Annotated in this window: 27 protein-coding genes; 5 read left to right on the forward strand and 22 right to left on the reverse strand. The window is 42.7% G+C overall.

Annotated features, from left to right (window positions below; translation table 11 throughout):
• Positions 1–102 precede the first annotated feature (102 nt).
• The 4 genes from DS742_RS22515 to DS742_RS22530 form a co-directional block, all read right to left on the reverse strand.
• Positions 103–633 (reverse strand): hypothetical protein, encoded by a 531-nt coding sequence (locus tag DS742_RS22515; protein ID WP_117419208.1) that lies wholly within the window; start codon positions 631–633, stop codon positions 103–105.
• A 1-nt stretch (position 634) separates the two neighbouring features.
• Complete coding sequence (locus tag DS742_RS22520) at positions 635–1411, reverse strand: LytR/AlgR family response regulator transcription factor (protein WP_117419209.1); 777 nt, start codon at positions 1409–1411, stop codon at positions 635–637.
• 150 nt (positions 1412–1561) lie between these two features.
• A complete protein-coding gene (locus DS742_RS22525) occupies positions 1562–3307 on the reverse strand; it encodes an ABC transporter ATP-binding protein (protein WP_117419210.1) in 1746 nt (581 codons plus the stop codon).
• A 1-nt stretch (position 3308) separates the two neighbouring features.
• Complete coding sequence (locus DS742_RS22530) at positions 3309–5039, reverse strand: ABC transporter ATP-binding protein (RefSeq protein ID WP_117419211.1); 1731 nt, start codon at positions 5037–5039, stop codon at positions 3309–3311.
• A gap of 115 nt (positions 5040–5154) precedes the next feature.
• Here DS742_RS22530 and DS742_RS22535 point away from each other — a divergent pair, with 115 nt between their 5' ends.
• A complete protein-coding gene (locus DS742_RS22535) occupies positions 5155–6042 on the forward strand; it encodes a LysR family transcriptional regulator (protein ID WP_117419212.1) in 888 nt (295 codons plus the stop codon).
• Here the strand turns inward: DS742_RS22535 and DS742_RS22540 are convergent.
• Positions 6039–6929 carry an SPL family radical SAM protein gene (locus tag DS742_RS22540; protein ID WP_117419213.1) on the reverse strand — a complete coding sequence of 297 codons (891 nt, stop codon included), beginning with the start codon at positions 6927–6929 and terminating at the stop codon, positions 6039–6041. The genes DS742_RS22535 and DS742_RS22540 overlap by 4 nt on opposite strands.
• A 102-nt stretch (positions 6930–7031) precedes the next feature.
• On the opposite strand from DS742_RS22540, the gene DS742_RS22545 reads away from it, so the two are divergent.
• Entirely contained in the window at positions 7032–7856 is an 825-nt protein-coding gene (locus DS742_RS22545) for a YihY/virulence factor BrkB family protein (protein WP_117419214.1), read from the forward strand.
• A 56-nt stretch (positions 7857–7912) separates the two neighbouring features.
• Here DS742_RS22545 and cysK read toward each other — a convergent pair whose 3' ends face one another.
• The 5 genes from cysK to DS742_RS22570 all read right to left on the reverse strand — a co-directional run bounded on the left by cysK (position 7913) and on the right by DS742_RS22570 (position 12384).
• Positions 7913–8842, reverse strand: a complete 930-nt coding sequence (gene cysK / locus DS742_RS22550) for a cysteine synthase A (protein WP_117419215.1) — start codon at positions 8840–8842, stop codon at positions 7913–7915.
• A 75-nt stretch (positions 8843–8917) separates the two neighbouring features.
• A complete protein-coding gene (locus DS742_RS22555; RefSeq protein WP_117419216.1) occupies positions 8918–10414 on the reverse strand; it encodes a carboxypeptidase M32 in 1497 nt (498 codons plus the stop codon).
• Between the two features lie 78 nt (positions 10415–10492).
• On the reverse strand, positions 10493–11569 hold the full coding sequence (locus DS742_RS22560; RefSeq protein WP_117419217.1) for a 5'-3' exonuclease: 1077 nt from the start codon (positions 11567–11569) through the stop codon (positions 10493–10495).
• Between the two features lie 33 nt (positions 11570–11602).
• Positions 11603–11836, reverse strand: a complete 234-nt coding sequence (locus DS742_RS22565; RefSeq protein WP_117419218.1) for a hypothetical protein — start codon at positions 11834–11836, stop codon at positions 11603–11605.
• Positions 11837–11889: 53 nt separating this feature from the next.
• Complete coding sequence (locus DS742_RS22570; RefSeq protein WP_117419219.1) at positions 11890–12384, reverse strand: macro domain-containing protein; 495 nt, start codon at positions 12382–12384, stop codon at positions 11890–11892.
• 181 nt (positions 12385–12565) lie between these two features.
• Between DS742_RS22570 and DS742_RS22575 the strand changes: the two genes are divergently transcribed.
• Positions 12566–13387, forward strand: a complete 822-nt coding sequence (locus tag DS742_RS22575; RefSeq protein WP_117419220.1) for a CZB domain-containing protein — start codon at positions 12566–12568, stop codon at positions 13385–13387.
• A gap of 100 nt (positions 13388–13487) precedes the next feature.
• Here DS742_RS22575 and DS742_RS22580 read toward each other — a convergent pair whose 3' ends face one another.
• The 7 genes from DS742_RS22580 to ruvA all read right to left on the reverse strand — a co-directional run bounded on the left by DS742_RS22580 (position 13488) and on the right by ruvA (position 21172).
• A complete protein-coding gene (locus DS742_RS22580) occupies positions 13488–13940 on the reverse strand; it encodes an NUDIX hydrolase (RefSeq protein ID WP_097005819.1) in 453 nt (150 codons plus the stop codon).
• Positions 13941–14077: 137 nt separating this feature from the next.
• The gene (locus DS742_RS22585) at positions 14078–15523 is read right to left on the reverse strand and encodes a peptidoglycan D,D-transpeptidase FtsI family protein (protein WP_117419221.1); all 1446 of its coding nucleotides are present in this window, start codon (positions 15521–15523) and stop codon (positions 14078–14080) included.
• Positions 15492–16817 (reverse strand): FtsW/RodA/SpoVE family cell cycle protein, encoded by a 1326-nt coding sequence (locus DS742_RS22590; RefSeq protein ID WP_117419222.1) that lies wholly within the window; start codon positions 16815–16817, stop codon positions 15492–15494. The genes DS742_RS22585 and DS742_RS22590 overlap by 32 nt, the downstream gene beginning before the upstream one ends.
• A gap of 7 nt (positions 16818–16824) precedes the next feature.
• On the reverse strand, positions 16825–18957 hold the full coding sequence (locus tag DS742_RS22595) for a U32 family peptidase (RefSeq protein WP_117419237.1): 2133 nt from the start codon (positions 18955–18957) through the stop codon (positions 16825–16827).
• A 134-nt stretch (positions 18958–19091) separates the two neighbouring features.
• Positions 19092–19460 (reverse strand): cell division protein ZapA, encoded by a 369-nt coding sequence (locus DS742_RS22600; protein ID WP_117419223.1) that lies wholly within the window; start codon positions 19458–19460, stop codon positions 19092–19094.
• A gap of 82 nt (positions 19461–19542) precedes the next feature.
• Positions 19543–20541 (reverse strand): Holliday junction branch migration DNA helicase RuvB, encoded by a 999-nt coding sequence (gene ruvB, locus DS742_RS22605; RefSeq protein ID WP_117419238.1) that lies wholly within the window; start codon positions 20539–20541, stop codon positions 19543–19545.
• Positions 20542–20563: 22 nt separating this feature from the next.
• The gene (ruvA, locus tag DS742_RS22610; RefSeq protein WP_117419224.1) at positions 20564–21172 is read right to left on the reverse strand and encodes a Holliday junction branch migration protein RuvA; all 609 of its coding nucleotides are present in this window, start codon (positions 21170–21172) and stop codon (positions 20564–20566) included.
• A gap of 179 nt (positions 21173–21351) precedes the next feature.
• Here ruvA and DS742_RS22615 point away from each other — a divergent pair, with 179 nt between their 5' ends.
• Complete coding sequence (locus DS742_RS22615; RefSeq protein WP_117419225.1) at positions 21352–22449, forward strand: ribonuclease H-like domain-containing protein; 1098 nt, start codon at positions 21352–21354, stop codon at positions 22447–22449.
• Between the two features lie 6 nt (positions 22450–22455).
• Here DS742_RS22615 and DS742_RS22620 read toward each other — a convergent pair whose 3' ends face one another.
• Both DS742_RS22620 and DS742_RS22625 read right to left on the reverse strand, forming a co-directional pair.
• The gene (locus DS742_RS22620) at positions 22456–23265 is read right to left on the reverse strand and encodes an AraC family transcriptional regulator (RefSeq protein ID WP_117419226.1); all 810 of its coding nucleotides are present in this window, start codon (positions 23263–23265) and stop codon (positions 22456–22458) included.
• 7 nt (positions 23266–23272) lie between these two features.
• On the reverse strand, positions 23273–23818 hold the full coding sequence (locus DS742_RS22625; RefSeq protein ID WP_117419227.1) for a DUF5662 family protein: 546 nt from the start codon (positions 23816–23818) through the stop codon (positions 23273–23275).
• A gap of 212 nt (positions 23819–24030) precedes the next feature.
• On the opposite strand from DS742_RS22625, the gene DS742_RS22630 reads away from it, so the two are divergent.
• Positions 24031–24228, forward strand: a complete 198-nt coding sequence (locus DS742_RS22630) for a cold shock domain-containing protein (RefSeq protein WP_024295188.1) — start codon at positions 24031–24033, stop codon at positions 24226–24228.
• Positions 24229–24341: 113 nt separating this feature from the next.
• Here the strand turns inward: DS742_RS22630 and hslO are convergent, their stop codons facing one another.
• From hslO to DS742_RS22645, 3 genes are all read right to left on the reverse strand, one after another.
• Positions 24342–25220 carry an Hsp33 family molecular chaperone HslO gene (gene hslO / locus DS742_RS22635; protein WP_117419228.1) on the reverse strand — a complete coding sequence of 293 codons (879 nt, stop codon included), beginning with the start codon at positions 25218–25220 and terminating at the stop codon, positions 24342–24344.
• Positions 25213–25980, reverse strand: coding sequence for a class I SAM-dependent DNA methyltransferase (locus DS742_RS22640; protein ID WP_117419229.1), 768 nt, complete (start codon positions 25978–25980; stop codon positions 25213–25215). Before DS742_RS22640 ends, hslO begins: the two co-directional genes overlap by 8 nt.
• A gap of 101 nt (positions 25981–26081) precedes the next feature.
• Positions 26082–26591 carry an SEC-C metal-binding domain-containing protein gene (locus tag DS742_RS22645; RefSeq protein WP_117419239.1) on the reverse strand — a complete coding sequence of 170 codons (510 nt, stop codon included), beginning with the start codon at positions 26589–26591 and terminating at the stop codon, positions 26082–26084.
• Positions 26592–26718: the final 127 nt, after the last annotated feature.

Here is a 26718-nt window from a genome sequence, read left to right on the forward strand (position 1 = left end):
ATCAAGCTGTATGAAAACTGTATCACATTACAGTGACTGTACATTATCATTCATTATCTCTCATAGACAGCGAAATATGGTACTAAGCGGTCACCATCCTTCCTAAAAGCAGCCAGTGACTTCATGTGTTGCAAATTCCTCGTCCGACTTATTTGTTTTTTTTTTTTCAAGAAGAAGACGGCAAACGAGAAACAAGTACGGTCTCGTGGGCGCGGAGAGGGGTATAAGAGAAAAGTATTCTACAATCAGAAAATAGATTCCGCCTGCCGTAAACCACGGCGGTATGTATATTGGAAGATTATGTATTATCAAACGATATAAAAGTTCAAATAATACCTCTCTGCCTCCCACAAATGCGAAATAAATAATAGTATAAGCCATTCCATTGGTAAGTGATACTTTAAATAACAGCATGACATAAATATAATATACCAATGGAACTGTTGTAAAATTAAGTGCAGCACTTCCGATGGCATTAATTAAAAAGATCAAAAATGATATCATAATGCCGTAAATAAAACGTTTTTTAAAAGAAGTTTTATAGGGATAAATAGCTGCAAAAAACCTGCATAACATATAGACATCTGCGCCGCAGAATAAAAGCCTGCTTAACGATAACAAATCATTTCCCATATCAATTGCCATCCTTGTATTTTGATAACATAAATTCTTCCTTCAGTATATGGAACTCCTGTGCCTTGCTTCTGGTAATCTGAAACATGGTATCAACATCTTTTAGCCGCAGTATCTTACTGGTACAGTAGACTAAATATTTAAAATTGATAATATAGCTGTCATGAGGATAGCCGAAACCATACTTTTTTAGGTGTTCATAGATAGTCTCCAGCTTTTCCGGCACCCGGATTTCGGGGACTTCACTGCTGTCGATCTCTTTTATTCCATAAATCCTGATAGAACTTTCGGAAATATGGACTCTGGTATTTTTCTTATACTTTTCAATATAAACAATATCATCTGCTCTTAGAAACAGCCGTTCCCGGTTTACATTTGCCGAAAGAAGGGGTGCCTGTCCCAATTCAATCATTTTATCAAGAGAATCCCTTATGTACCGGTCCATTACCTCATCAGTCATGTTCTTCATGATATACCGATACGGCTGAACCTCAAAACTGCGGGGTGACGGTTCCGCAAATCCAGTATAAAAAACCAGAATAACATTATTATCCAGCTGACGGATCCTGACTGCTGTTTCTTCTCCGTTCATTTCATTCATCTGAACATCCAGGAATATGATAGAAAACCTGATATTTTTTATCGCTGACAAAAGGCTGATTCCGGAATCGTATTCATGTATACGGAATTTATCACTCTCCGGCATATTCTTTTCGATCCGTTCTGTTAAACGCGCTCTGTCGCCCATACTGTCATCACAAATAGCAATTTCAAACATTCTCTTTCCCCTCTTACAAAATTTCTTTTTATTAATTATCGTACTTTCTCCCCTATTTTATAAGAAATATGCCAAGAATACAAGAAAAGGTACCAGAAAAATACAAAATTCATATTTTCCCGGTGCCTCATTCATCATTATCCTGCCTGTTTATATCGCAAACTGGCTGTTATAAAGCTGAGCATAAAAACCATTTTTAGAAAGGAGATCCTCATGAGTTCCCTGCTCAATGATATGTCCATCCCTCATGACAAGTATGACATCTGCCTCCTTTATTGTAGAAAGACGATGGGCAACAATAAAACTGGTACGCCCTTCCATCATTTTTGCAAACGCTTTCTGTATCTTTAATTCAGTTCTTGTATCAATGGAGGAAGTAGCCTCATCAAGGATGAGAATCGGCGGCAGGCACAGCATTACCCTGGCAATGCACAAAAGCTGTTTCTGGCCCTGAGACAGATTTCCTCCATCTTCTGATATGACTGTATCATATCCCTGAGGCATTCGGGAAATGAAACTGTGGGCATGTGCTTCCTTTGCAGCTTTAATAATCTCTTCCTCTGAAGCTTGGGGGTTTCCGTATGCAATATTCTCCCTTATGGTACCTGTCTTTAACCAGGTCTCCTGCAGTACCATACCATACTCAGATCTTAAGCTTTTTCTCGTTATGCGGCGTACATCGTTTCCATCAACCTTTATGGAGCCGGCATTTACATCATAAAAACGCATCAGCAGGTTAATGACGGTGCTTTTTCCGCAGCCTGTAGGACCTACGATAGCGATTCTTTGTCCCTGCCCTGCAAAAAGATTCATATCTTCAATCAGAGGCACACTGGGATTATAGGAAAAGTCAACGTGTTCCAGTACAACTTCTCCCCTGGCATGGTCCAGTACAATCCCATCACTGTCATCTGGTATCTCTGTTTCTTCGTCAATCAGTTCAAATACTCTGGCAGCGGAAGCCAGTGCGTTCTGAAGCTCAGTCACCACCCCTGAGATCTCATTAAACGGCTTTGTATACTGATTGGCATAGCTTAAAAAGCTTGAAAGCTGCCCGACAGTTAAAAATCCGTTTACCGCTGCAAATGCACCTGCAATTCCTACGCATGCATAAACAAGACTGTTCACAAAACGCGTTGCCGGATTGGTGATGGAGGAGAAAAAGGTAGCTTTTAACCCCCATACACGAAGATCTTCATTGATTACTTCAAATTTTTTCTGTGCCTCGTCTTCATAGGCAAACGCTTTTACCACTTTCTGGTTCCCCAGCATCTCTTCCACAAGGGAAGTCAGTTCCCCTCTTGTCTGGGACTGCATCCGGAACATGCTGTAAGTTCTTTTCGCTATAAAGCTGGCCACAAACAGGGACAGCGGAGTAACAAGTACAACTAAGGCAGCAATAATGGGATTAATGAAAAACATAAAAAACAATGTTCCAAGAATTGTTAAAACACCGGTAAAAAGCTGGGTAAATCCCATCAGCAGACCATCGGAAAACTGATCAATATCTGCAATAATTCTGCTGATTATATCACCGTGGGCATGAGAATCAATGTACTTTAAAGGCAGGCTTTCCAGCTTGTTAAATGCCTGGGTTCTGATATCCTTCACCACCCGGTAGGTGATCTGATTATTAATATGACTCATAACCCACTGCGCTGCTGCAGTAATCAGAACAACGGCTGCAATCTGTGTCAGGATTATACCCATAGCTTTAAAATCCACCTCGCCTGCACCCACAATACAGTCAATTGCCCGTCCAATTAATATAGGAACGTATAAAGTGAAAACCACAGTTATAAATGCACAGAAAAGCGAAGCCATAACACTCCATTTATACTTTGCAATTTTATTTAAAATTCGTTTGATCGTGGACTTATGCTTTTTTATATTCATATTACTGCACCTCCTTTTCAGAAAGCTGGGAAAGGCAGATCTCCCGGTAAACCTGGCAGGATTCCATCAAATCTCCGTGTTTTCCGCACCCTGCCATCTTTCCGTCGTCCAGGACAATAATGCGGTCTGCATTTCTGATCGTGGAAGCTCTCTGGGATACCAGAAATACTGTCATATTTTTCGTTTCTTCCTTTATAGCTTTGCGAAGCCGCGCATCCGTGGCAAAATCCAAAGCAGAGGCGCTGTCATCTAAAATAAGAATCTGGGGATCTTTTACAATTGCTCTTGCAATGGTAAGACGCTGACGCTGGCCTCCGGATAGATTCTTTCCTCCTGCCTGTATTAGAAAATCAAGCCCTTCGCCTTTCTCATCCACAAATTCCTTTGCCTGGGCAATGGTTAGTGCACGATAGATCTCTTCATCGGTGGCTTCCCGCTTTCCCCACTGCATATTTTCTCTGATGGTGCCTTTAAAAAGTACCGCTCTTTGGGGTACTATGCCGACCAGCTTTCTTAACTGGCTGAGAGGATAATTTCTGACATCGGTCCCTCCCACTTTCACACTCCCCTGGGAGACGTCATAAAATCTTGGAATTAAGTTTACCAGTGTGGTTTTGCCTGAACCGGTTCCTCCTATAATTCCAATGGTCTCGCCTTTCATAACCTGAAATCCAATTCCAGCCAGCGATTCTGCCTTCGCACCCTGATAAAAAAGACTTACATGATCAAATTCCACCTTAGGTTCATTGGTTTCTTCTTTCACATCATTAAGACTTGTCTCTTTTATTCCTGATTCCATGGAAAATACGGAACTGATCCGGTTGGCACAGGCCAGAGATTTGGATATGGTGATGATTAAATTCGCAAGTTTCACCAGTTCCACAAGGATCTGAGACATGTAATTTACAAGAGCCACCACCTGTCCCTGGGTGATAATGCCCATTTCAACCCGGTTTGCACCAGTGTTAATCAAAACAATGATTGCAAGATTGATGATTACATAAGTAAGCGGGTTCATCAGGGCAGATATTTTTCCCACAAAAACCTGGAATTTCACCAGCATGCCGTTCTCTTCATCAAATCTGCGTACTTCATCATTCTGGCGGTTAAAGGCCCGGATGACACGGACTCCGCCTAAATTCTCTCTTGCAGTCAGAAGAACCCGGTCCAGCTGCTTTTGTACTTTCTTATATAAAGGCATACTAAAGATCATAATACCGAATACTACAACAGAAAGCACAGGTATGGAAACTGCAAATATAAGAGCAGCCTTTACATCTATGGTAAATGCCATGATCATTGCACCGAACACTACAAATGGTGAACGGAGAAACAACCGTAAAAACAAGTTTACTCCTGATTGAACCTGATTCACGTCACTGGTCATTCTTGTAATCAGAGTAGCTGTTCCAATGGTGTCAATCTCCTGATAAGACAGACTGTTAATATGGGCAAACAGATCATTTCTAAGTGAGGTTCCAAATCCTGCTGCAGCCTTTGCTGCAAAGTACTGGGCTGTAATGGAACAGGAAAGACCGATTATGCCTAAAAGCACCAGGATTCCACCCATAGACAGAATATAAGTCAGATCATGGTTTTTGATACCAATATCTATGACTCTGGCCATAACCAGAGGCACAAGCAGCTCAAAACTGGCCTCCAAAAGCTTAAACAAAGGCCCCAGGATGCTTTCCCGCTTATACTCACTCAAATACTTAAGGAGTTTTTTCATATTCCTTTTCCTCCGTAATCAATACTTTTTTAGAATAATGCCTTGTAATATTATAGCATTTTGATATAATATTACAAGTACAAAATGAAAATCTTATGAATAGAGGATGTGTCAGATGAATCCGATTAATTCTAAACAGCTTTATTATTTTACTGTCATTTCAGAAACAGGCAGTTTTACAGCAGCTGCAAAAAAGCTGGGTATATCCCAGCCCCCATTAAGCAAGCAGATTATGCTTCTGGAAGAAGAGCTGGGCGTTAAGCTCTTTGAACGGGGAGCAAAAAAAACAGAGCTTACAGAAGCAGGCACTTATTTATATTTTAAGGCAAAAGACATCTTATCTATGATGGATTCTGTATCCGGGGATTTAAAGCATTTTCCCTCATCTGCCAGAGGGGTGCTGAAACTGGGAACCATCTCTTCATCCGGAACAGTACTTGTGGACTTTTTAAAAGTGTTCACATCAGCCCACCCAGGCGTCCGTTTTGAGGTGACAGAATGCAATACCTATGAGCTGCTTGAAAAGATGAAGAACGGACTTGTAGAGTGTTCCATCATACGGACACCATTTAACCCGGAAGGACTGGAATGCGTTTATGGTAAGAAGGAACCGATTATGGCAGTGGGAATCCCTTCTTTTTTTCCGGAGCTTTCAAACCACAAGGTAAGCATTCCCGAACTTGCGGGAAAACCACTGATCTATTACCGCAGATTTGATTCGATTATATCCCTGGCCTTTCAAAACAGCGGTATCGAACCGGACATATTCTGCAGGAATGACGATGCAAGGACCTGTCTTCAATGGGCAAAAGCCGGATTGGGGATTGCGCTGGTGCCGGAATCCATCTGCTGCAGTATGGGACAGGAAAACCTCCTGTTTAAGGAAATTGATTCTCCTGATACAGTCACCCGGATAGCCGCAGTCTATAAAAAAAATGGCTATGTTTCAAACATAGCCAGGGAATTTGTAAACAGTTTTGGTGAACACACCAGTATGATTTAATCAAAAAGACTCAGCTGGGTTATCTGGTAGTTTTTCTTATAGGCGTGGATAATATCCGGCATTTTATAAAGAATCCTGTTTCGTTCACATTCATCAGAAAATACCTGCCATAATTTCCGCGCATTTGGACTTGTGCACTGATAATTGTTGCCATACCGTTTCATATATTCCTCTGCAAGGCGTTCTCCTGGAAAAAGATCTCTTAAGCGGTCATAATACCATTCTCTCTGATTATTCCGCAGGGTAACACCAAAGGCCGGATAGATAAAGTCAGCGCCGGCCTCTTTTGCTCCATTTATGACTGACCGTATGTTATCCTCATGATCCTCCAGAAACGGGAGTACAGGCATCAGAAGAATTCCTGTAAACAGCCCCTGATCTTTTAACGCCGCAATGAGAGACAGCCTGTCAGATGGTTTCGAAACTCTTGGTTCTATTTTAGCCGCCAGGTCATCGTCAGTTGTTGTGACAGTGACCTTTAATAGGACAGGAGAATGATCTGCTATGCTCTTTAATATATCCATATCCCTGTGAAGCAGGCTGCTTTTTGTGGCAATGGCTGCACCAAAACCAAAGGCATCAATTAACTCCAGGGCATGTCTGGTAAGCTCTAAGTCTTTTTCTAAAGGATTGTAGGGATCACTCATCGCCCCGGTGCCTACCACCCCGGTTTTTACCTTTCGCCTTAAGTCATCCCGGATAATCCGCAGCGCATCCTCCTTGACTTGTACCGTATCAAACCGGTCTATTCCGTAACAGTCGGAACGGCTGTCACAGTAGATACAGCCATGGCTGCATCCCCTGTATATATTCATGTTATAATCAATTCCGAACCAGCCGGAAGTCTTTGTTTTTGTTACAATTGTTTTTGCCGGGATGAGCTCCATAGATCCACCCTCTCTTTCTTTTTTACTCAAAAGGTAATCCCTTGATATTTTCTTCCCGCCATGTTAATATGCATATACGAGATGAGAAGGGAAGCGTTCATTATGATTCGTTTGTTATTGCGCTGCAAGCAGATTTATGACAAATTTACAAAAGATGAAATGACTGTCTATGCAGCACAGGCATCATTTTTTACCATAATTGCTGCTTTTCCATTTATGATGCTGTTATTGGCAATGATTCAGTTTATCCCGTCTATTACAAAAGCAAACTTACTGCAGCTTTTGGTCACAGTAATTCCCAGTTCCTTAGAGATTGACAGCGTCATCGTTACCGTCATTGAAGATCTTTATACCAAGACCCCTGCAGCAATTTTATCCGTAACTGCCATTGCCGCGATCTGGTCTGCTTCCAGAGGCATGCTGAGCATAGAGCGGGGACTAAACCGGGTTTTCGGTCAGGAGAAACCCCGGGGGTATTTAATGACCCGTTTCATCTGTGCCTGCTATACAGTTATATTCATCATCATCTGTCTCCTGACTCTTGTGCTTCTCGTGCTGGGAAGTTCCATACAGGCTTTTATGGACCACCATTTTCCCATTCTGGCCGAGATTACCCAATACGTCATCAGTTTCCGCACCATGCTTTTATTTATTCTGACCTTATGCTTTGCCATGCTCTATACTTATGTACCTGTGAAAAAGCAGCAGTTTAGCAGGCAGCTGCCAGGTGCCATCTTTTCCACCCTGGGATGGATCGGTTTTTCCTTTGCCTTTTCCATCTATTTCAGCCATTTCAGCAATTATTCTGTCATGTACGGAAGCCTGACAGCGATTGTTCTTTTAATGTTATGGCTGTATTCCTGTATCTCCATCCTGTTTTTCGGAGCCGAAATCAACTACTATTATTCAGAAAGCAGGAAAGACTGATCATGATCCCAGAAAGCCAGAGATTCCTTTAAGAATCCCTGGCTTTCTTAATGATTTTAAGAGAACAGAGGCGTTGATAAGTACCTGTCTCCCGTATCCGGAAGAAGTACTACAATTCTTTTTCCTTCATATTCCGGCCGTTTTGCAGTTTCCTTCGCAGCCCAGACAGCCGCAGCAGAGGATATTCCCACCAGAATTCCTTCCGTCTTTGCAATCTCTTTTCCAGTTTCATAAGCATCATTATTCTCTACAGGTATGATTTCATCGTATATCTCCTGGTTGAGTATCACAGGAACAAACCCGGCTCCGATGCCCTGGATTCCATGTGGTCCCGGCTTTCCGCCTGAAAGAATGGGAGAGCCTGCCGGTTCAACGCCTATAATTCTGATATCAGGATTTTTACTTTTTAAAAATTCTCCCACTCCGGTAATGGTTCCTCCTGTTCCAATCCCTGCAATAAACACATCAACCTTACCGTCTGTATCCGCCCATATTTCAGGGCCTGTTGTTTCCCGGTGTATCCCCGGATTGGCCGGATTATCAAACTGCCCCATGATGACGGAACCTTCAATCTCCTTTTGCAGTTCTTCAGCTTTGTCGATTGCGCCCCTCATACCCTTTGTTCCTTCCGTAAGCACAATTTCAGCTCCATAAGCTTTTAAAAGATTCCTTCTTTCCACGCTCATGGTTTCCGGCATGGTGAGAATAGCCCGATAACCTTTCATGGCAGCAATGCTGGCAATTCCGATTCCGGTATTACCGGAAGTAGGCTCAATAATGGTAGCACCCGGTTTTATCCTGCCGCTTTTTTCTCCATCTTCAATCATGGCTAACGCTGCCCTGTCTTTCACACTGCCAGCCGGGTTAAAATATTCCAGCTTTGCAATAACAGCTGCCTTAAGCCCGTGCTTTCTTTCATAATTGGAAAGTTCCAGCAATGGAGTATTGCCAATGAGTTCCCGGGCACTTTTCTTGATATTTTCCATAATCAACCTCTTTTCCCATACGCTTCTGATGCTGCGCATGTATCCTGATTACATTTTATCTGAAGGCATGTATTTTTATGATAAACCATAGATCTTGCGGTACTTCTCTTTCAGGTAATCAATGAAATATTCCGGAGTGAAGTCCTCTCCTGTAGCGTCCTTTAAGATCTCACGGCTTGTCTTCATCTTACCGTACTGATGGATATGGATCCTCAAATATTCCTTGATCACATGAAGCTTTCCATCCCTTAAAAGCTGATCAAAGTCCATCTCCTTTTTCATATGGAAATACAGCTGGGCACCGAATGCATTTCCAAGTGCATAGGACGGAAAATATCCAAACAATCCCTGTGACCAGTGAATATCCTGTAAAATACCTTCCGAAACATGTTCCGGGCGTATGCCTAAATATTCCTCGTATTTATCAGCCCATATATCCGGCAGTTTCTTTAAATCTACGTCTTCTTCCATGATCATCTTCTCCAGCTCATAGCGGATCAGAATATGGAGACTGTAAGTCAGCTCATCTGCTTCTGTACGGATAAAACCGGGATCAACTTTGTTAACAGCCTCAACATACTGCTCCAGGGGCACAGATTTTAAGCGGTCAGGATAAAGCTCCTTCAATTTATCATAGATAGGTATCCAGAAATTCGGATTACGCCCAATAATGTTTTCATAAAACCGGGACTGGGACTCGTGCATTCCCATAGAGGTTCCCTGCCCAACCGGCGTCTGGGTAATCTCATCGGTAATGCCTAATTCATAAATTCCATGACCGCCCTCGTGTATAACAGAAAACATGGAACTGTCCATCTTATCGTGGTAGCTGGTAGTGATGCGGACATCATGGTTATGAAGATTGGTTGTAAAGGGGTGGGCACTCTCTGACAGTACTCCTTTTTTAAAATCAAATCCTATATACTCTGCAAGGAACCGTGCCATCTCTTCCTGCTTTTCTCTGGGATAACCGCCGGTAAGAAACGAATCATCGATCTCTTTTCCATGTTCTTTAATTTCTTTTAAAAGAGGAATGATCTCTTCCTTCAACCTGCCAAAAAACTCATCTAAAAGTTCTGACTCAAAACCTTTTTCATATTCTGCAAGAAGGACATCGTAAAGCTTCTGCCCTTCCTTCTTCCGATAGGAAGCAAATTTCTTTTTAAAATTAATTACTTTTTCCAATGTTGGCAGAAAGGAATCGTAATCCTCATTCTTCTTTGCCTTAGCCCAGACTCTTGCCGCTTCCGCTATCAGCTGGGCATTCTCCCTGTATTCCGCTTTCGGTATACAGATCAGTTCTTCTCTGGCTTCCTTCGCTCCCTTAAGTACAGCCTGCTCGGTTTCTGATAAATCAGATGCCTTTTCACATGCTGCTATGGCATCTCCCATTTCGTCGCCTGTCATGAAACCGTAATACTCCTCTGAAAGAGTACCAATCACCCTGGCTGTGTAAGATCCTGATTCTTCGGGAGCCAGTGTCTCGTTATCCCACTCAAAAAGTACGAGAGCAGTCTGCAGAGCCATTGTCTTTTCCAATATGGAAGACAATGTTTCATAAGTTTTATTCATGATAATTTCTCCTTTACAAAAAATCGGGACGTTCTGTATGATTGTCTCCAAATCCAATTAAATAATACCGCATAGAATTTACTTTCCGGCACCAAAAATGGAAGCCTCTTTTATATCGAGGCTGATCAGCCATTCCCTGATCTTATCTTCTTTGTAAGAAGATAAGGAAAAATCCTCTAATTTAAAATCAATCGCAATATCCGTTTTCATGGTGGCAAGAATTTTAGACAATACAGCGGCCTTTTCACCGCAGAGTTCTTCCTCACTGGTCTTCGTCATGGCTTTATACGGTGATCTTGATATTCCTAAATCATTCTTCCAGAAATCCTGAAGATCCTTTAACCTCTTTTTATCCGATTCTGCTTCATGTATGGCTTCATAAATGCGCTCTACGGTTCCATACTCTCTGAGAAGTATGGGCGCTGCGCTGCTGACGCCCTTCACTCCCGGTATATTATCAGAAGCATCGCCCTGAATTCCTTTTAAATCCGGTATCTGCTCCGGTCTCACACCTTCCTCTTGCAAAACGGTATCAGAGGTATATTCAAATACTTTTTCCGGAAGATTTATCTCATCTTTTCCCATGCCGTAAAAGGCATAATATTTTTTATAAAGCTCGTCCGCCTTCTCCTGGCGGGACTGTACCATCCATGCACGCACATTGTAATCATCACTGACCAGCTGAAGATAGTCATGATCCTTTGTCAGAACAACCATGGGAATCTGCTCTCTGAATTTCATTACCAGACTTCCTGCATAGTCATCCGCCTCATACTGATCACTGTAAAGTACCAAAAACCCCGCTTCCTCCAGAATTCGTTCCATCAGTACAAACTGATCCTTTAACGGTTCAGGTGTTGATCCTCTCGTCCCCTTATACTGGGAATACAGTTCTCTGCGGAAGGTGTCCCGTGTTTTATCAAAAACAAAAGCCATGTGGTCCGGCTGCTGTTTCTTCATAAGCGAAACTACCATCTTCAGCATACCAAATATGGCATTGGTGTACGTTCCGTCTTTGGCATGAAGAATCTTATCGTAATGCTTCAGCTTTTCCTCTTCTGTCTTAGCAAACATGATTTCCCTGGGTAATACCGCATAATAGCAGGTTGACAGCATGGAAGAGCCATCCACAACCACAAATTTATTCTCTGACATCTATAACTCCATTCTTTCCCGTACAAGACGGAATTAAGTAAAATAACTCTGCAAATCTGTTTCATTCTTTGCGCCAAGCCGCTTCATGATTTCTTTCCGCTCCTGAGCAGACAACGCCTTCCAGAGCTTTTGAACGCGGGGATCTGAAAATCCAATATAGGGCAGACCATTTCTATCACATTCATAAGATGATAAGTAGTGATTGAGTGCACTCCATTCCACATAAAAAGCAGTAATACTGCGGCTTAAAGAGCTGACTTTTGCCATATTCGTTCCTCCCGGATAATTTTTGCTGATTTCATGATGCAATGCCGCTTAGATTATTCAGAATCATTCTTCCAAATCTGTACTTCGCCCTGATAATCCAAAAAGCAGCTGTTTAAAATTTCCTCTACCTTATCCCAGTCTCCACCTGCATTCCCGCAGCCGATTCCATACGGAAATGCCACCTTCTCCAGTTTGCCTCTGACATCCACAAAATCACGGATCTCATTGACAGCCTGTGAAAGCGCTTTATAATCCGTATAAACACCATTCTTTCCATAATTATCCTGGCCATAAAGATTGGCAATCAGAAACCACCGGCCATTTAATTCAACCGGCTGTGCCGACACCCTCCCCAATAAACCGGAGGTGATCCCGCCGGACTGCTCCTGCCACTGCTTCGTGATAATCCGGTATGTTTTTTCTACTTCAGGGAACATCTTTTTAATCTGACCTGCGATCCCCCGTCCAAATACTCCCTGGCAATTCACCTGATGACAGATAATGTCTGCATCAGAAGTAAAGATATCTCCGCTGTAATACTTTAGCATAATTCTCTCCTCCAAGCTTATCTAATCAGATATCCTTACTCATTATACCCTGATTTTCCAGTTATTCATAGTACATTCCTCAAGTTTTAACATATATTTTCCAAAAACCCGTTGAAGTATAGGGAAATAAGATTTATAATAAACATTAACAGCAAATAAAAAAGGTTAGGTACGGAAGAGAATGGAAAAAGAGATTAAATGCCCCTACATCATTTTTAAAATTGCAGGTTCCTTATACTGCATAAACAGCAAATACATATCCACAATTTTACAGCTGCCGGAATACAGCACCATTCCTGCCGCACCTGCTAATGTCACCGGAATGTTTAAACACCGGGACAAAGTCATCAATATGATGGATTTACGCATCACGTTCGGTTTAAAGCCTGTTTCCGATGAATTCAGAGACTTTGAACAGATGATAGATGCCAGGAAGCAGGACCATATCAACTGGGTCAATGAGCTGGAGAGGTATATTAAAGAAGGCGGTTCCTTCACTCTTGCCAGAGATTCCCACCAGTGTGCGTTCGGAAGATGGTATGACAATTTCACCACTGACAACATGACAGTTGCCAACCATTTGAAAAAAATTGAAGAACCTCACGAGAAGCTTCACAAAGCAGCTGCAGAAGCGGAAGCCTGCAAAAGAGACTGCGAAAACTGCCAGGAGTCAGAATGCTTACAGACCGTTCTAAAACGTGTGAAGGATGAATCCATGCCAGTCATATTAAAACTTCTGGATCAGACAAAGGATTTATTCCGTTCCACGATTTATAAGGAGATGGTTCTGATCTTAGATGGCATCCAATGGGGAATCGTAGTCGATGAAATCGTCGCCGTGGAAGATCTGGATGTCATTTCAGAGCGCCATGAAGATCCTATGGTAAACCATTGTTCCTATTTGGGACGTGTCATGGAAAGCGAGAAACGGGAAGGACTGATTTTTGAACTTAACCCCGAAACGCTCACTGCCAAGTTTAAGGATCTGGAATCCACTTTTTGATGAACGGCAGGAATGCATGAATTCATAGAAAAAAGCCGGAAAAGTTTTGGCAGAAGCTTTTCCGGCTCTTTTTACAGTCAGGAAACTGGCTCTGACTTTTTCAGAAGTACTTTTTATTCCCCCAAAGGTTACTCTTCTTTAAATCCAGATATTCATTATAGGCTTTTTCCAGAATCTGCTTTTCATTGGAAAACTTAAGAAGATGATACGCTTCATGGAACTTATAGTATCCTGAATCAATAAAATATTCTTCCCGCTGTGGTTTACTGTAATAGCTGTCGGCCATCATGAGATACCAGTATACATCCTTTTCCACCATATCCTGAGGCGTATTAAAAGAATACTGACTCTTACCAATGTACTTGATAATGGACGCACTTACCCCGGTCTCTTCCTTAACTTCCCGAAGTGCCGTCTCTTTATACTCTTCACCCGCTTCTACTGTTCCCTTTGGCAAAACCCAACCTTCATACTTGTTTTTGTAATTCTTATATAAAACCAGAATTTTACCTCGAAAAATAACCACACCGCCACAACTCGTTGCTTCTATCATTGCAATTCCTCCAGAGTGAAACCGTAAATCCATCCGGATCCCGGTTTTGGTGTGTCTCACAGACTGGCTCTAGTATACCTCTTTTTATAATGATATGCAAGTGTGTAATCTCCGAAAGAACAGGCGGTAAATTTCCCTTATCTGGAAAAATATAAATCAAAAAGCGACCTGGCAATGGGTGCGGCGGTCTTGCCTCCGGCTCCTCCCTCTTCCACAATCACGCTGACTGCGATTTTGGGGTGATCTGCAGGAGCAAATCCCACAAACCATGCATGCGTCTCTTTGTTCTTATCAAATTCTGCTGATCCCGTCTTTCCTGCTACAGTATAGGCATCTGTCCGGACGGCAGATCCTGTCCCATCAGTGACCACCGCTCTCATCAGTTCCGTCATACTGGCCGATTCTTCCGCAGTCATGATAGTTCCATAGGCCTGGGGAACAAATTTTTTAATAATGTCACCGCCTGCATTCTCCACATGATCAATGAGATAAGGCTTCATCAATGTTCCTCCGTTTGCAATGGCTGCAGTAATCATTGCGTTATGAAGGGGAGTGATCTGGGTCTGTCCCTGACCAATGGCAGTCTGAAGAATCTGCCATGTATCTGCACCCGGCGCCATGGTATAGGAGCTTCTGTTGGAAGGAAATGGCAGGGAAAAATCTGTATTGAACAACAGCTGTTCAGATGTGTTCCTTAACCTGTTTAAATCCATCAGAAGACCAAGACTTGAAAAGGCTCCGTTACAGGAGTTGGCAAATGCCTGGGTAAAATTCTGATGTCCATGGACAGTTTCATGATAGCATTTGATGGAATAATCCCCATTTTCATAAATCCCGTCACAGTCGAAGACATAATCCTTGTAATGATCAGGATTCTCCCTGATGTATTCCAGTGCTGTAACAATCTTAAATGTGGATCCCGGCGGATAAAGTCCCTGGGTTGCACGGTTTAAAAGCTGTCCTGATGTATTCTCCTCTGCAACCAGGCTGTTCCAGTCACTTAAAATGGTATTGGGATTATAATCTGGCTTTGACACCATGGCAAGGATCTTACCTGTATCAGGTTCCATTACAATAACTGCCCCATTTCTTTTTCCAAGTGCTTCGTATGCCTTTTTCTGAAGATCCACATCCAGGGTTGTCACCACGTTATCTCCCTGGTTTTTCTTTGAATACAATTCATTAATTACCTGTTCAATAATATTGACATGGCTGGTAAGCAGATAGAAATTAGACTGGGCTTCCAGACCGGTCTTTCCGTTCACCGAGTATCCAACTGCATGGGCAAACATGGAATCATATGGATATACCCTTGTCTCATGTCCTTCCCCATCCACATCAGTCCGTGCAAGTATCTGGCCATTACTGCTCCTGATCTCACCTCTGACTACCCGGTCGGCAAAGCTGTCCAGCCTGGCATTATAAGAATTATTGATCACACTATCACTCTTCACCTGTAGAAAGTATCCATAATAAACCGCCAGTCCTATAAAAAGCAGAACAACGCCATAGGTCAGAATTAAGATCTGGTGATTTGCTTTTGGATTTGCATTAGCTTTCATACTCGTCCTCTTCCTCTTCATTGCGTTTGAGAATATAAAGTCCCTGGATGATTCCAAAAATAATAAAAGTGCTTAACACCGAGCTTCCCCCATAACTGACGAGAGGAAGGGTAACGCCGGTAGATGGAATGAATTTTGTAACTCCTCCTACCGTTAAAAAAACCTGGATCGCATAGATCATACCAAGTCCAAAGGCGATAAGTTTGTAAAACACAGCCTGCATGCTGCCGGCCACCATCATAAACTGTAGAAAGCATCCAAGGCATATCAGCAGGACACAGAGAGCAAAAATACCTCCCAGTTCTTCTGAAATTGCGGAAAAGATAAAGTCTTTTTCCACCACTGGAATCTTTCTTGGCATCCCCCGGTAAAGTCCCATACCAAACCAGCCTCCTGTTCCAATGGCAAACAGGGACTGACTGATCTGATAACCTTTCCCGGCGATATCAGACCATGGATTTAACCAGGCTGCAACACGTGTCTTCACATGACTAAACAGCTGGAATGCAAGCACAGACGAAAGAATTCCTCCCGTCGTTCCTCCAATTAAGTACAACCATCTGCCGGTTGCTATAAAAAGCATAAACACATAGGTAATAAAGAAAATAAGCGCACTTCCTAAATCCTTTGAAAGCACAAGTATCAGAACATGAAGCGCTGAAATACCGCTGACAGCAAGAATTGTCTTAAAACTGACAGAGCGGTAAAACATGGTAGCAATAAAAAATACATAGCTGATCTTCACGAACTCGGACGGCTGAAAGGAAAATCCGGATATTCCTATGGACAGCTGGGCTCCATAACTTGTGGTTCCCGCAACACATACAATACTAAGAAGCAGTACACCCCCAATTCCATAAACCCACGGAATTTTGCTCAGCTGCCATACTCTGTCAATCACAAAGGGGATGATACAGGTAACTGCCGCCGCCACAGCAACAATCACAAACTGCTTTAGCGCCTTGTCAAAAGACAGCCTGGTAAGCATGATAAAGCCAACCGATAAAAGCATGCACATGTTATTAACCAGCAGCCTGGATAAATTCCTGTAAAACAGCCGGTAAAAAAACAGGTAACCCAAAAAGAACAGAACCTGTGCCCCATAGAAAACAAGCATCCGCTCATCCTCCGTCTCCAGCCAGATAATCCCGTACGCCAGTAGATGGATCAGAAACATAAAAATGTTCTGACGCCAGCATATGCTGTTTTTTCTCTTTTCATCCTGAAACGAAAAATAGCGAAAATTTAAATATGTGTATAACGCAACCAGCAGTATCATTAAATATCTGGATACATCAATTATCAGATTAATCATAAATCACCTACTCTATACCGCGTTTAAAATGTCCCCTTGTAAATTCCGTCAGAAATGCCCCTGCTTTTTTCCCGTTCAGAAACTCATCTGCAAAAACCTGTAAAACTGATTCTGTCTCTTTGGGACTTTCAGTTGTAAACTGAAGCCTTAAAGAGGCGGGTGATAAGGAACTTACAGAATCACCAAGCCCCAAAAGAGAAAGGGGAGCTGAGTTATAAATGGAATTGTAACAGAATGTACAATGGTTTTTTACAGGAAATTCTTTTCCCATGCGGTCTTTCAAATTTAATACCACCGGCGTCTTATCACACCGCTCCAGCCCCTGATGGATGCACTGTGCGGTCACCATCATAGGAAGGCGCCCATAAATTAAAAGTTCTCCCGGAATCTCTAGTTTTTCCAATTCCCGGCTGTTTAATTCCACGGGCCAGGTAATCTCATGTGCACCAAGCTCCATAAGCATCTCCTGGGCTCTGTTATTCATTCCGTACATGCCGAAATCAAAAATCAGATTTCCTTCAATGCCTGCGTTTTTTAAATACCCCGGCTCTTCCATGGACCGGATTAAGTATCCGTCAAATCCGGCTTTCTTCAGAGATATCTGATGGCGTTCAAAGAACTGCTGCGCCTCCGTGCGGAAAATATGCGGCATGGTAAGGTAACATTGTTTTCCCCTGTCATGGCACGTCTTTACATATTGATTCCACCGTTCCGGTTCAAAATGGGCTGCATCAATATAAATTCTTTTCACATCGGTATTATTAACCACAGTATCAAAGCAATCCGGTTTTTCCAGGGAAACAGTCAGCTTCGTGGTTCCGGATACCCGGGAGTTTAATATATCCCGCCGTTTGCCCGGAGCATCTGTATTTTTATATTCCCGCCTGTATTTATGGAGTATCTCTGCTTCCAGCGCTTCCAGACCTCTCCGTCTTAAATCATTAAGCGCCTGGACAGGAAGAAAAATCTTCCCGTTTATCTCCGCTTCCAGCTTTTCAAACTGAAAGGAGGTATTCCCCGTTTTATTTAACTGCTTTAATACCTTTTCTTCTGACATCGGCTGATTTTGAGCTGTCATCACCAGATCTCCCTCAGTCACAATACGATGCTCCTTTCGCTGAAGGATGAGCACAGCCTTCTCTCCTTCCGTCAGCAGGACTTTTCCTGTAACAGGCTCTTTTAACTGCTTTTCGACATAATCACGGTCCAGCATTTCAAATAACTGACTGTTGCCTTCCCGAAATGAAGGTTTTTCCTTCCATACAATCATATCCCTGCCGTTATGTTGCTTGTAATATCCTTCTGTCTGTCCGCCTCTGTCAAACAAATCCAGCAGCATTTTTCGATCGCCGTCTTCTACTTTATATCCGCCTCTGCCCTTTTTAAGATAGAGATCTGCATATTTGCGGTAAATACTTACCACTCCTGCAGTATATCTGGGGCTCTTCATTCTGCCCTCGATCTTCATGGAATATACTCCGGCTTCTATGATGTCCGGAATTATGTCCAGTGTACATAAATCCTTTAAGCTTAAACAGTACCGGTCTTCTTTTTTTCCAAGAGTCTTTCCCCCGTCCTTCACGTCAAAGGGAAGGCGGCAGGTCTGGGCACATCTTCCACGGTTTCCGCTCCGGCCCCCGATCAGGCTGCTGAAAAGGCACTGACCGGAATAGCAATAGCAAAGAGCTCCATGTACAAAACTTTCAATTTCCACATCGACCTGGTCTTTGATCTGACGGATCTCTTTTAAAGACAATTCCCTTGCAGTCACAACCCTCTCTGCACCAAGTTCTTTTAAAAGCCCGGCTCCATGAACTCCGGTAATGGTCATCTGCGTGCTGGCATGAACAGGAAGGTCCGGAAATTGTTCCCTGACAAAGGAAAGCACTCCCAGATCCTGCACGATTACAGCATCTAATCCCTGTTTATAGTAAGGCAGAAGATATTCAAAAAGTTCCTTCATCTCCTGTTCCTTCATAAGAGTATTGACAGTTAAATAGAGTTTTCTGCCATGAAGATGAACATAATCAATAGCCTCCAGCAGCTTGTCCTCCCCGGGATTTTCCGCAAAGGCTCTGGCTCCGAACCGGCTTCCTCCAATATAAACTGCATCTGCTCCTGCGGCAACTGCTGCCTTCATGCTTTCAAACGAGCCTGCCGGAGCAAGGATCTCAACTGATTTTTTCACATCTGCCTCCAAATCTTTCCCTGAAAATATTCTGATTGATAAAAAGGAGGAGGTCACGGACAATCCATGAGACACCCCCTCCTGCCTTATTCATTCCTGTCTGAACCGGAAGAACTCTTCATACCTGCCAGTTCTGTCTTCACCGCCTCCAGTTTCATCTGAGTTGCAACCAGCTCATGCTTTAAACTGTAGGTTTCCTTTTCCATCTCTGCCTTCTGCTGTTCCAGTGTGGCGATCTGTTCTCTCGCTTTAAAATAATCATCTGCCATGTTTAATTCTATCATAACGTTCTGGTATTCAGCGCTCTGCTTTGTGAATCCTTCCCGACGTTTTAAAGTTATGATCATCTCATTGATGTAGCTGGCAAGGCGCTGTATATAACCTTCTTCTTCACTGCCGCCAAGTGCATATATCTTGCCATCTATCAAAACTTCTGTATAGTGCTTGGAATTCATGTTGTTCTCTCCCTGTTATCATTTGCTCTTTCTTTACTATATCATACTTTACACAGTTAGGAAAGTTCTAAAATTCAGGCAGTTAAGGCTCCATGGGGATTCCAAGATGCCCATAAGCCCGTTCTGTTGCCACCCGTCCTCTGGATGTCCGGTTCAAAAATCCGTTCATCAGAAGATAGGGTTCATACACGTCCTCCAGCGTACCCGCATCCTCACCCAGAGCAGCCGCAAGCGTATCAAGTCCTACAGGTCCTCCGGCAAATTTCTCAATTACCGTAGTAAGAATGGCACGGTCATTGTAATCCAGTCCGAATTTATCCACATCCAGTATATCCAGAGCGAAATCAGCCACTTCCTTCGTTATAACGCCATGATACTTGACCTGGGCAAAATCCCGGACTCTTTTTAAGAGACGGTTCGCCAGTCTGGGGGTCCCTCTTGAACGCTTGGCAATCTCCGCCGCTCCTTCTTCTTCGATTTCCACTCCCAGTACCTCTGCAGAACGGGATACAATGATCTTCAATTCTTCCGGTGTATAAAATTCCAGCTTCTGAACCACACCGAAGCGGTCCCTGAGAGGTGCAGTCAAAAGTCCGGCTCTGGTAGTTGCTCCCACCAGGGTAAACTTCGGCAGGTCCAGCCGTATGGATCTGGCGGCGGACTCCTTACCCAGCATAATGTCAATGGCAAAATCCTCCATGGCAGGATAAAGCACCTCTTCCACCTGCCTGTTTAAGCGGTGAATCTCATCAACAAACAGGACATCGCCTTCCTGAAGATTATTTAAAATAGCAGCCATCTCACCCGGCTTTTCTATAGCAGGACCTGAAGTAACTTTCATGTTCACGCCCATCTCATTGGCAATAATGCCGGAAAGAGTGGTCTTTCCAAGTCCGGGAGGTCCATAGAATAATACATGGTCCAGGGACTCTCCCCTGGCTTTCGCCGCTTCAATATATACCTTTAAATTGGTCCGGATCTTTTCCTGGCCGATATATTCATTCAGGCTTCTGGGTCTTAAATTCGGTTCAATCTTTTTATCTTCTTCTGTTAACTCTGTGGTTATTATTCTACGTTCCATCTTTGCCATACCCTGCTAATTTCTATATAAATGCCAAGTGTTTTAAGGACGCCTTTAAAACATCCTCCACAGACATGGTGTCAGTTACCTCTACCTGGCGAACCGCACGTCCGGCTTCCGCAGGCGAATATCCAAGTGCAGTGAGTGCATCGATGGCCTCTCCTGTCACCCCATCCTCTTTTGGGATCAGATTCCCAGCCTCTTTAACGGATGCAGGAATAACATCTGCCATATCAATCTTATCTTTTAAATCCAGAATGATTCTCTGCGCAGTTTTGGCACCCACACCAGGGGCCTTGGAAATAGTCTTCGCATCTCCTGAAATAACCGCTCTTTTTAAATCATCCGGGTCCATGGAAGAAAGGATCCCAAGCGCTCCTTTGGGTCCGATTCCATTCACACTGATCAGCTGCTTAAACATCTTTAAATCCTGCCGGTTTAAAAAGCCGTAGAGACACATGGCATCCTCTCTCACCTGAAAATAGGTATATAACTTCACTTCCCTGCCAACACCCGGAAGCTTTTCAAAAACAGACAGGGGAATAAAAATTTCATACCCCACGTTCCCGCATTCAATTACAACTGAATCTTCTGTCATCTCGGCGACCGGCCCTTTTACGAAAGAAATCACTTTGCAGTTCTCCTTTTTATGCCTTGCAAATACTTTAGTATAACCATTGCTTTGACCTTAATCATAGCATACTGCCAGTTGATATGCAAGCAATTGATCGAACAAATATTCTGTACTCCGTTGACGAACCGGAAAGCTTTGGATATAATAAGAAGCGGAAAGAAAGGACGAAACCACAGATGATAACGCTTAAGAAACACATTGCATTTGAAGAAACCTATCCCCTTGACCGTCTTGGAAACCGGGAAGATCTTCTTTTTTTCGATATTGAAACAACCGGATTTTCAGGGGAATACTCCACACTTTATTTGATTGGCTGTGTCTATTACAGGGATGGAATGTGGAATCTGGTCCAATGGTTTGCCGACACCCTGGATTCGGAACAGGACCTTCTTATTACATTTTTTGAATTTCTTAAGAGTTTTAAAAAGGTAATTCATTTTAACGGGGATGGGTTTGATATTCCCTATCTTTTAAAACGATGTCATGCCTACAGGCTGCCCTATCATTTCTCTGATACCGAAAGCCTTGACATATACAGAAAAATCCGCCCATACCGGAATCTTTTAAGTCTTACCAGCATGAAGCAGAAAGCCATCGAAGCATTCTTAGGTGTGGAGCGGAAGGATCTTTATTCCGGCGGACAGCTGATTGAAGTTTATAAAGATTACCTGATTTCCAAAGACAAGTATCTTTTTGATCTGCTGATTCTGCATAATGAAGATGATTTAAAGGGTATGCCTTTAATTCTTCCCATACTGAACTACCCGGATTTCCTGGAGCACAGCTTTACCCTGACGGACCAGGAGCTTATAAGCAGTACGGATCTATTCGGGCGGGAGCAGCATCTGCTTAAACTGACACTTAAGAACGGCTTTGCTGTTCCTGTGGGATTTACAAAGGCCAATTCCATGGTTACTGCAAGGGCTGAGGGACAAGAACTTACACTTATCATTGATTTATATGAAGGAGAACTGAAATACTTTTATCCAGATTATAAAAATTATTATTATCTTATTTATGAAGACAGAGCCATACATAAAAGTGTAGCCGAATATGTGGATAAAGAAGCAAGAATGAAAGCCACCGCAAAAAACTGCTATATCCGGCAGACCGGTTGTTATCTGCCTCAGTTTTCCCCTTTATGGACGCCCGCTCTTCAAAATCAATGGAAAGATAAAATTACCTATTTTACCTACGATCCGGATTTCTTTCACGATCCGGAAAAGCTGCAGCACTATATCCGGCATCTTTTTGACCATCTTTCTTCGTCCTGAATACATTTATAAAATACCCTGCATTTTCCGGAAATCTCTTGGAGATACACCTTTAATCTTTTTAAAGGCATCTCCAAAGTAATTCCCGTCCCCGAATCCGCATTCCACTGCAATATCCGTCACGGATTTCCGCGTATTCAGCAACAGGGATGCGGCTTCCCGGATTCGGATATTGGTCAGATACTCCTTAAATCCGAACCCTGTAACAGCTTTGAATTTTCTTGAGAAATAAGCCGGACTCATATGAATCCTCTCTGCGACCTCACCAAGGGTAATCGGTGCTCCATAATTATGGTAGATATATTCCGCAGCTTCTTCTATGGCCTTTTCCCCCACCTCCATCTTCCCGGGATCTGACTTAGCTTCCCTGCATCTGGAAAGAAAAATCAGAAGTTCATATAGATAGTTCCTCTTCATCACAGGCGAATATCCATCCTGGCCGGCGCCTTCATAGACCATTTTCTGAATCAGTTCTTCTGCATAGGGTCTGCTCCCCAAAGGTATGGAAATCCTGGAATTTTGAAATAAAGCGTCCGTCAGACGGCTGCCGCAGCTTTGTACCATGTCATTTAAGTATTCCGTATCAAAGCTTAAAGTAATCCTTTCATTGACAGGGCTGGAATGATAGTTAGTCCGGTGGATTTCACCAGGAGAGATAAATATCATGTCACCAGGTTCTAAATAATATAAGGAATGATTAATAAATATTTTACAATGTCCGGACACCAGATAGAACAGTTCATAGTAAGGGTGCCAATGGCTTTTCACCATATTGAATTCATAAGAGCGCCTTGTTCTGCTGATTAAAAATTCCATATTCCTTTTAATAATCCCCTTTTTTTAACAGTTCTCTGATATAGGAAAAGGTTTTTTCCTCTCCCTCATTCTTTAACATCAAAAGGAGCTCTTCTAAAAGCTTTTCCGTCTCAGGTGCAACAATCATATAGGCTTTCCCCTGTACGTAATATTCCCAGGGAGATGCATCCGTATATTCTTTTCCCTTATAGGTTTTGGATGCCGCAATCCGGTCCATAACCATCTCTACCAGATATTTGAGCGGCATTTTATAACCAATCAGCCCCTTTGAAGAATCCATGGAAAAATCAATCCAGTATTCACAGTGATGCTTGTTCCGCCCTTTGTGATGAAGCCATGCCCTGGAAAATCCCTTTTCTTCAATTTCCGCCGCATTGGGACTTCTGTTGCCCTGATAATATAAAACACCGGGTATGAATTCCTCCGGACTGTATTTGGAAAGATCATGGAGCAGCCCCTGCTTTATTAAGCCTACCCGGAAGCAGTTTTTCATGACACGGATTTTGTGTATGTGAATGGTACAAAAATGTCCCCAAAAATTCTTAAATTTCATATTCTGCCCTTCCTGTCCCAACGTAAAATCTTCACCCATTTTATCATATTTACTAATGATTTTACCACATATTTTTCGGTTTCATTTTTTTAAGAGAATTCTTGTTTTTTATAGCGGAAAATGTTTGACACCTTACCCATTTTATGCTATTCTTAGGGAAGTTACAGATATCCTGTAGCAGTACAATTTTTAGTCGTTTTGGAGGTATCATAATGAAAGGTACAGTTAAGTGGTTTAACAACCAAAAGGGTTACGGATTTATTTCCGACGAACAGGGTAACGATGTTTTCGTTCACTACTCAGGTCTCAACATGGATGGTTTCAAATCTTTAGATGAAGGCGCTGCTGTAGAGTTCGATGTTGTAGACGGAGCTAAGGGTCCACAGGCTACAAACGTTATCAAAATATAATCATTGACTCATCAGTGTACCTTTTTTCAATATAGGAAGAAGTTATATTGTTTCACATGATTACGATTGGAGCCATCCCAGGATGGCTCTTTTTGACGCTTCTTCCCGATCGGTTACTGCGCTTTCTCGTATAAATCTTTTAAGTCTTCCACTGTAAATTCATAATTTTTATTACAGAAATGACAGTTTACTTCAATGCTCTTTCCTTCTTCAATCATCTCTTCCAGTTCTTTCCTGCCAATGCTGACAAGCGCCTTTTCCACTCTGGCTTTATCGCAGTTACAGCTAAACTTAACCGGAGTCTGTTCTAATATATCAAGGCCAAGTCCGCCCAGAATATAAGTCAGTATCATCTCCGGAGTTTTCCCCTCTTCAAGAAGAGAAGTGACGGAATGGATCTCACCCAGTCTTTTTTCCAACAGTTCAATCATCTCTTCCGTTGCTCCCGGGAGCAGCTGAATGATAAAGCCTCCTGCCTGTTTCACCGTATTATCTTTGTTCATCAGAACTCCCAGTGCTACAGAGGACGGAGTCTGTTCCGAATTGGCATAATAATAGGTAAGATCTTCTGCAATCTCTCCTCCTACCAGAATTGTCTGTCCTACATATGGCTCTCTTAAACCAATGTCCTGAATCACACTTAAAACGCCCTCTCCCACAGCTCCGCCCACATCAAGCTTACCAAATTCATTGGGGGGCAGCATGACACCCGGATTATACACATATCCTTTTACATTTCCCTTAGAGTCCGCAGTTACCGTCAGTCCTTCTATGGGACCGCTGCCCTGGATCTTTATGGTCAGTAAATCCTCTTCCCCTTTCATCATGATTCCCATCATACCGCCTGCTGTTAACAGTCTGCCTAACGCGGCAGTTGCTACGGGACTTGTATTATGAGCCTGCCTTGCATATTCCACCAAATCTCTTGTCGTAGCTGCGAAGGCCCGGATCTGATGATCTCCTGCTGTCGCTCTTACAATATAATCAGCCATTTTTATGCTCCTTTCCACGCTCTCTCGCAATCAGATAAATTCGTTCACTTGTTTCTTTCACCGGATTTCTGGTAAAAGCATCGTATGCCTCTAAAAACTCCAGTCCGGCTTCCTTTAAAGCTTCCCTGATTTCACCGATGGTAAAAGCTCTCTGGTAATGGGTTTCCGTATATTTCCGGTAAAGATCCTCCTTCTCCCGGATAAACAGTGAAAGATCGTATTCATTGATCTTCGTATCCCCGTCATAATAATTATCCCAGATGAAGCTGCATTCCTCTCTGTCCTCTGCAATGGTAGTATCCCCCATTACCTTCTCATACTTATAAACAGTATTTAAGTCAAAGATAAATACACCGCCCGGATCAAGATAATTATTCACCAGACGGAAAACCTCCACCAGATCTCTGTATTCCAGAATATAGTTGATACAGTCGCAGATACTTAAAACCGCCCTCACCGTACCATAGAGTTCAAACTCCCTCATATCCTGCATAAGATAAAGAATATCCTTACCAGATTCTGCTCTCTTATCCATGGCAATCTGCAGCATGTCTTCGGAGTTGTCCACTCCAATCATATCATATCCGGCATCTGCCAGAAGTTCTGTAAGACTACCCGTTCCGCACCCTAAATCCAGTACCAGGCCATCCTTAACTCCATGTTCCTTTAAAAGACCGGTCACATAACTGCACCAGTCTTCGTATGGAATATTGTCCATAAACAGATCGTAGACTTCCGCAAAATTTGTGTACGCTTCCACTTATGATTTCCTTTCTTTTAAATTCCTTTTTTTCCCGAAGTGAAAAACAAAGCAGGTAACCCCAAAGAGGTACCTGCTTTCCTGTCTCATTATCGTTACGATTACAGGTTCTGTCCGCAGCATTTTTTATATTTCTTGCCGCTGCCGCATGGACATGGATCGTTTCTTCCAATTTTTGCACCCTTAACAATCGTTCCGGAAGCCTTCTGAGTCTTATAGAGTTCCTTCTTCTTTTCCTCTGTCAGGATCTGATCCCACTGCGGAAGGCTGTAAAGCCATTCAGCCTTTGCTTCTACCATATTATAATAAAGCTTTTCCGGGTCAATTTCAATTTTAACTACGGTATTCTCATCCATCGTTTCGATTGGGTTTTCGTAGCCCTTTAAGCTTTCATTGATTCCATCTAAAAATCCGGTCATCGTCTGAACGTCTGTGCCATATCTCTTAGCCAGCTCTTCAACGGTTCCTTCCACCACTTCTTCCGGCTTTGACAGAATATGTTCATAAATGCCTTTTTCAACCTTAAAATACCCGGTCCATAATTCTTCTTTTCCTTTATCATCCAGACCGTCACCGTATGCTAAATTTCTCCAATTTTCTAAAATAGTCATGATTAAAACCATCCTTTTGTCTGTTCTTTCTTGTAATACTCCATCAAACAGTATATAACATATTGATAAATTTTGCAATGCAGCTTTAAAGAAAAATGAAAACTGCCTCCTTCCTGCGATTAAAAGG

Source organism: Lacrimispora amygdalina (assembly GCF_003432035.1).
Taxonomy (GTDB): domain Bacteria; phylum Bacillota; class Clostridia; order Lachnospirales; family Lachnospiraceae; genus Lacrimispora; species Lacrimispora amygdalina.

Excerpts from the sequence above, each read along its gene's own strand:
- DS742_RS22535 (WP_117419212.1), top strand. The coding sequence starts at position 5,155 with ATGAATCCGATTAATTCTAAACAGCTTTATTATTTTACTGTCATTTCA.
- cysK (WP_117419215.1), bottom strand. The coding sequence starts at position 8,842 with ATGGAAAATATCAAGAAAAGTGCCCGGGAACTCATTGGCAATACTCCA.
- DS742_RS22630 (WP_024295188.1), top strand. The coding sequence starts at position 24,031 with ATGAAAGGTACAGTTAAGTGGTTTAACAACCAAAAGGGTTACGGATTT.
- DS742_RS22625 (WP_117419227.1), bottom strand. The coding sequence starts at position 23,818 with ATGAAATTTAAGAATTTTTGGGGACATTTTTGTACCATTCACATACAC.
- DS742_RS22620 (WP_117419226.1), bottom strand. The coding sequence starts at position 23,265 with ATGGAATTTTTAATCAGCAGAACAAGGCGCTCTTATGAATTCAATATG.
- DS742_RS22645 (WP_117419239.1), bottom strand. The coding sequence starts at position 26,591 with ATGACTATTTTAGAAAATTGGAGAAATTTAGCATACGGTGACGGTCTG.
- DS742_RS22590 (WP_117419222.1), bottom strand. The coding sequence starts at position 16,817 with ATGATTAATCTGATAATTGATGTATCCAGATATTTAATGATACTGCTG.
- DS742_RS22520 (WP_117419209.1), bottom strand. The coding sequence starts at position 1,411 with ATGTTTGAAATTGCTATTTGTGATGACAGTATGGGCGACAGAGCGCGT.
- DS742_RS22600 (WP_117419223.1), bottom strand. The coding sequence starts at position 19,460 with ATGAATTCCAAGCACTATACAGAAGTTTTGATAGATGGCAAGATATAT.
- DS742_RS22570 (WP_117419219.1), bottom strand. The coding sequence starts at position 12,384 with ATGCTAAAGTATTACAGCGGAGATATCTTTACTTCTGATGCAGACATT.
- DS742_RS22555 (WP_117419216.1), bottom strand. The coding sequence starts at position 10,414 with ATGAATAAAACTTATGAAACATTGTCTTCCATATTGGAAAAGACAATG.
- DS742_RS22595 (WP_117419237.1), bottom strand. The coding sequence starts at position 18,957 with ATGAAGGCAGCAGTTGCCGCAGGAGCAGATGCAGTTTATATTGGAGGA.
- DS742_RS22545 (WP_117419214.1), top strand. The coding sequence starts at position 7,032 with ATGATTCGTTTGTTATTGCGCTGCAAGCAGATTTATGACAAATTTACA.
- DS742_RS22565 (WP_117419218.1), bottom strand. The coding sequence starts at position 11,836 with ATGGCAAAAGTCAGCTCTTTAAGCCGCAGTATTACTGCTTTTTATGTG.
- DS742_RS22585 (WP_117419221.1), bottom strand. The coding sequence starts at position 15,523 with ATGAAGAGGAAGAGGACGAGTATGAAAGCTAATGCAAATCCAAAAGCA.
- DS742_RS22530 (WP_117419211.1), bottom strand. The coding sequence starts at position 5,039 with ATGAAAAAACTCCTTAAGTATTTGAGTGAGTATAAGCGGGAAAGCATC.
- DS742_RS22515 (WP_117419208.1), bottom strand. The coding sequence starts at position 633 with ATGGGAAATGATTTGTTATCGTTAAGCAGGCTTTTATTCTGCGGCGCA.
- DS742_RS22580 (WP_097005819.1), bottom strand. The coding sequence starts at position 13,940 with ATGATAGAAGCAACGAGTTGTGGCGGTGTGGTTATTTTTCGAGGTAAA.
- DS742_RS22540 (WP_117419213.1), bottom strand. The coding sequence starts at position 6,929 with ATGGAGCTCATCCCGGCAAAAACAATTGTAACAAAAACAAAGACTTCC.
- ruvB (WP_117419238.1), bottom strand. The coding sequence starts at position 20,541 with ATGGAACGTAGAATAATAACCACAGAGTTAACAGAAGAAGATAAAAAG.
- DS742_RS22615 (WP_117419225.1), top strand. The coding sequence starts at position 21,352 with ATGATAACGCTTAAGAAACACATTGCATTTGAAGAAACCTATCCCCTT.
- DS742_RS22575 (WP_117419220.1), top strand. The coding sequence starts at position 12,566 with ATGGAAAAAGAGATTAAATGCCCCTACATCATTTTTAAAATTGCAGGT.
- hslO (WP_117419228.1), bottom strand. The coding sequence starts at position 25,220 with ATGGCTGATTATATTGTAAGAGCGACAGCAGGAGATCATCAGATCCGG.
- DS742_RS22560 (WP_117419217.1), bottom strand. The coding sequence starts at position 11,569 with ATGTCAGAGAATAAATTTGTGGTTGTGGATGGCTCTTCCATGCTGTCA.
- DS742_RS22525 (WP_117419210.1), bottom strand. The coding sequence starts at position 3,307 with ATGAATATAAAAAAGCATAAGTCCACGATCAAACGAATTTTAAATAAA.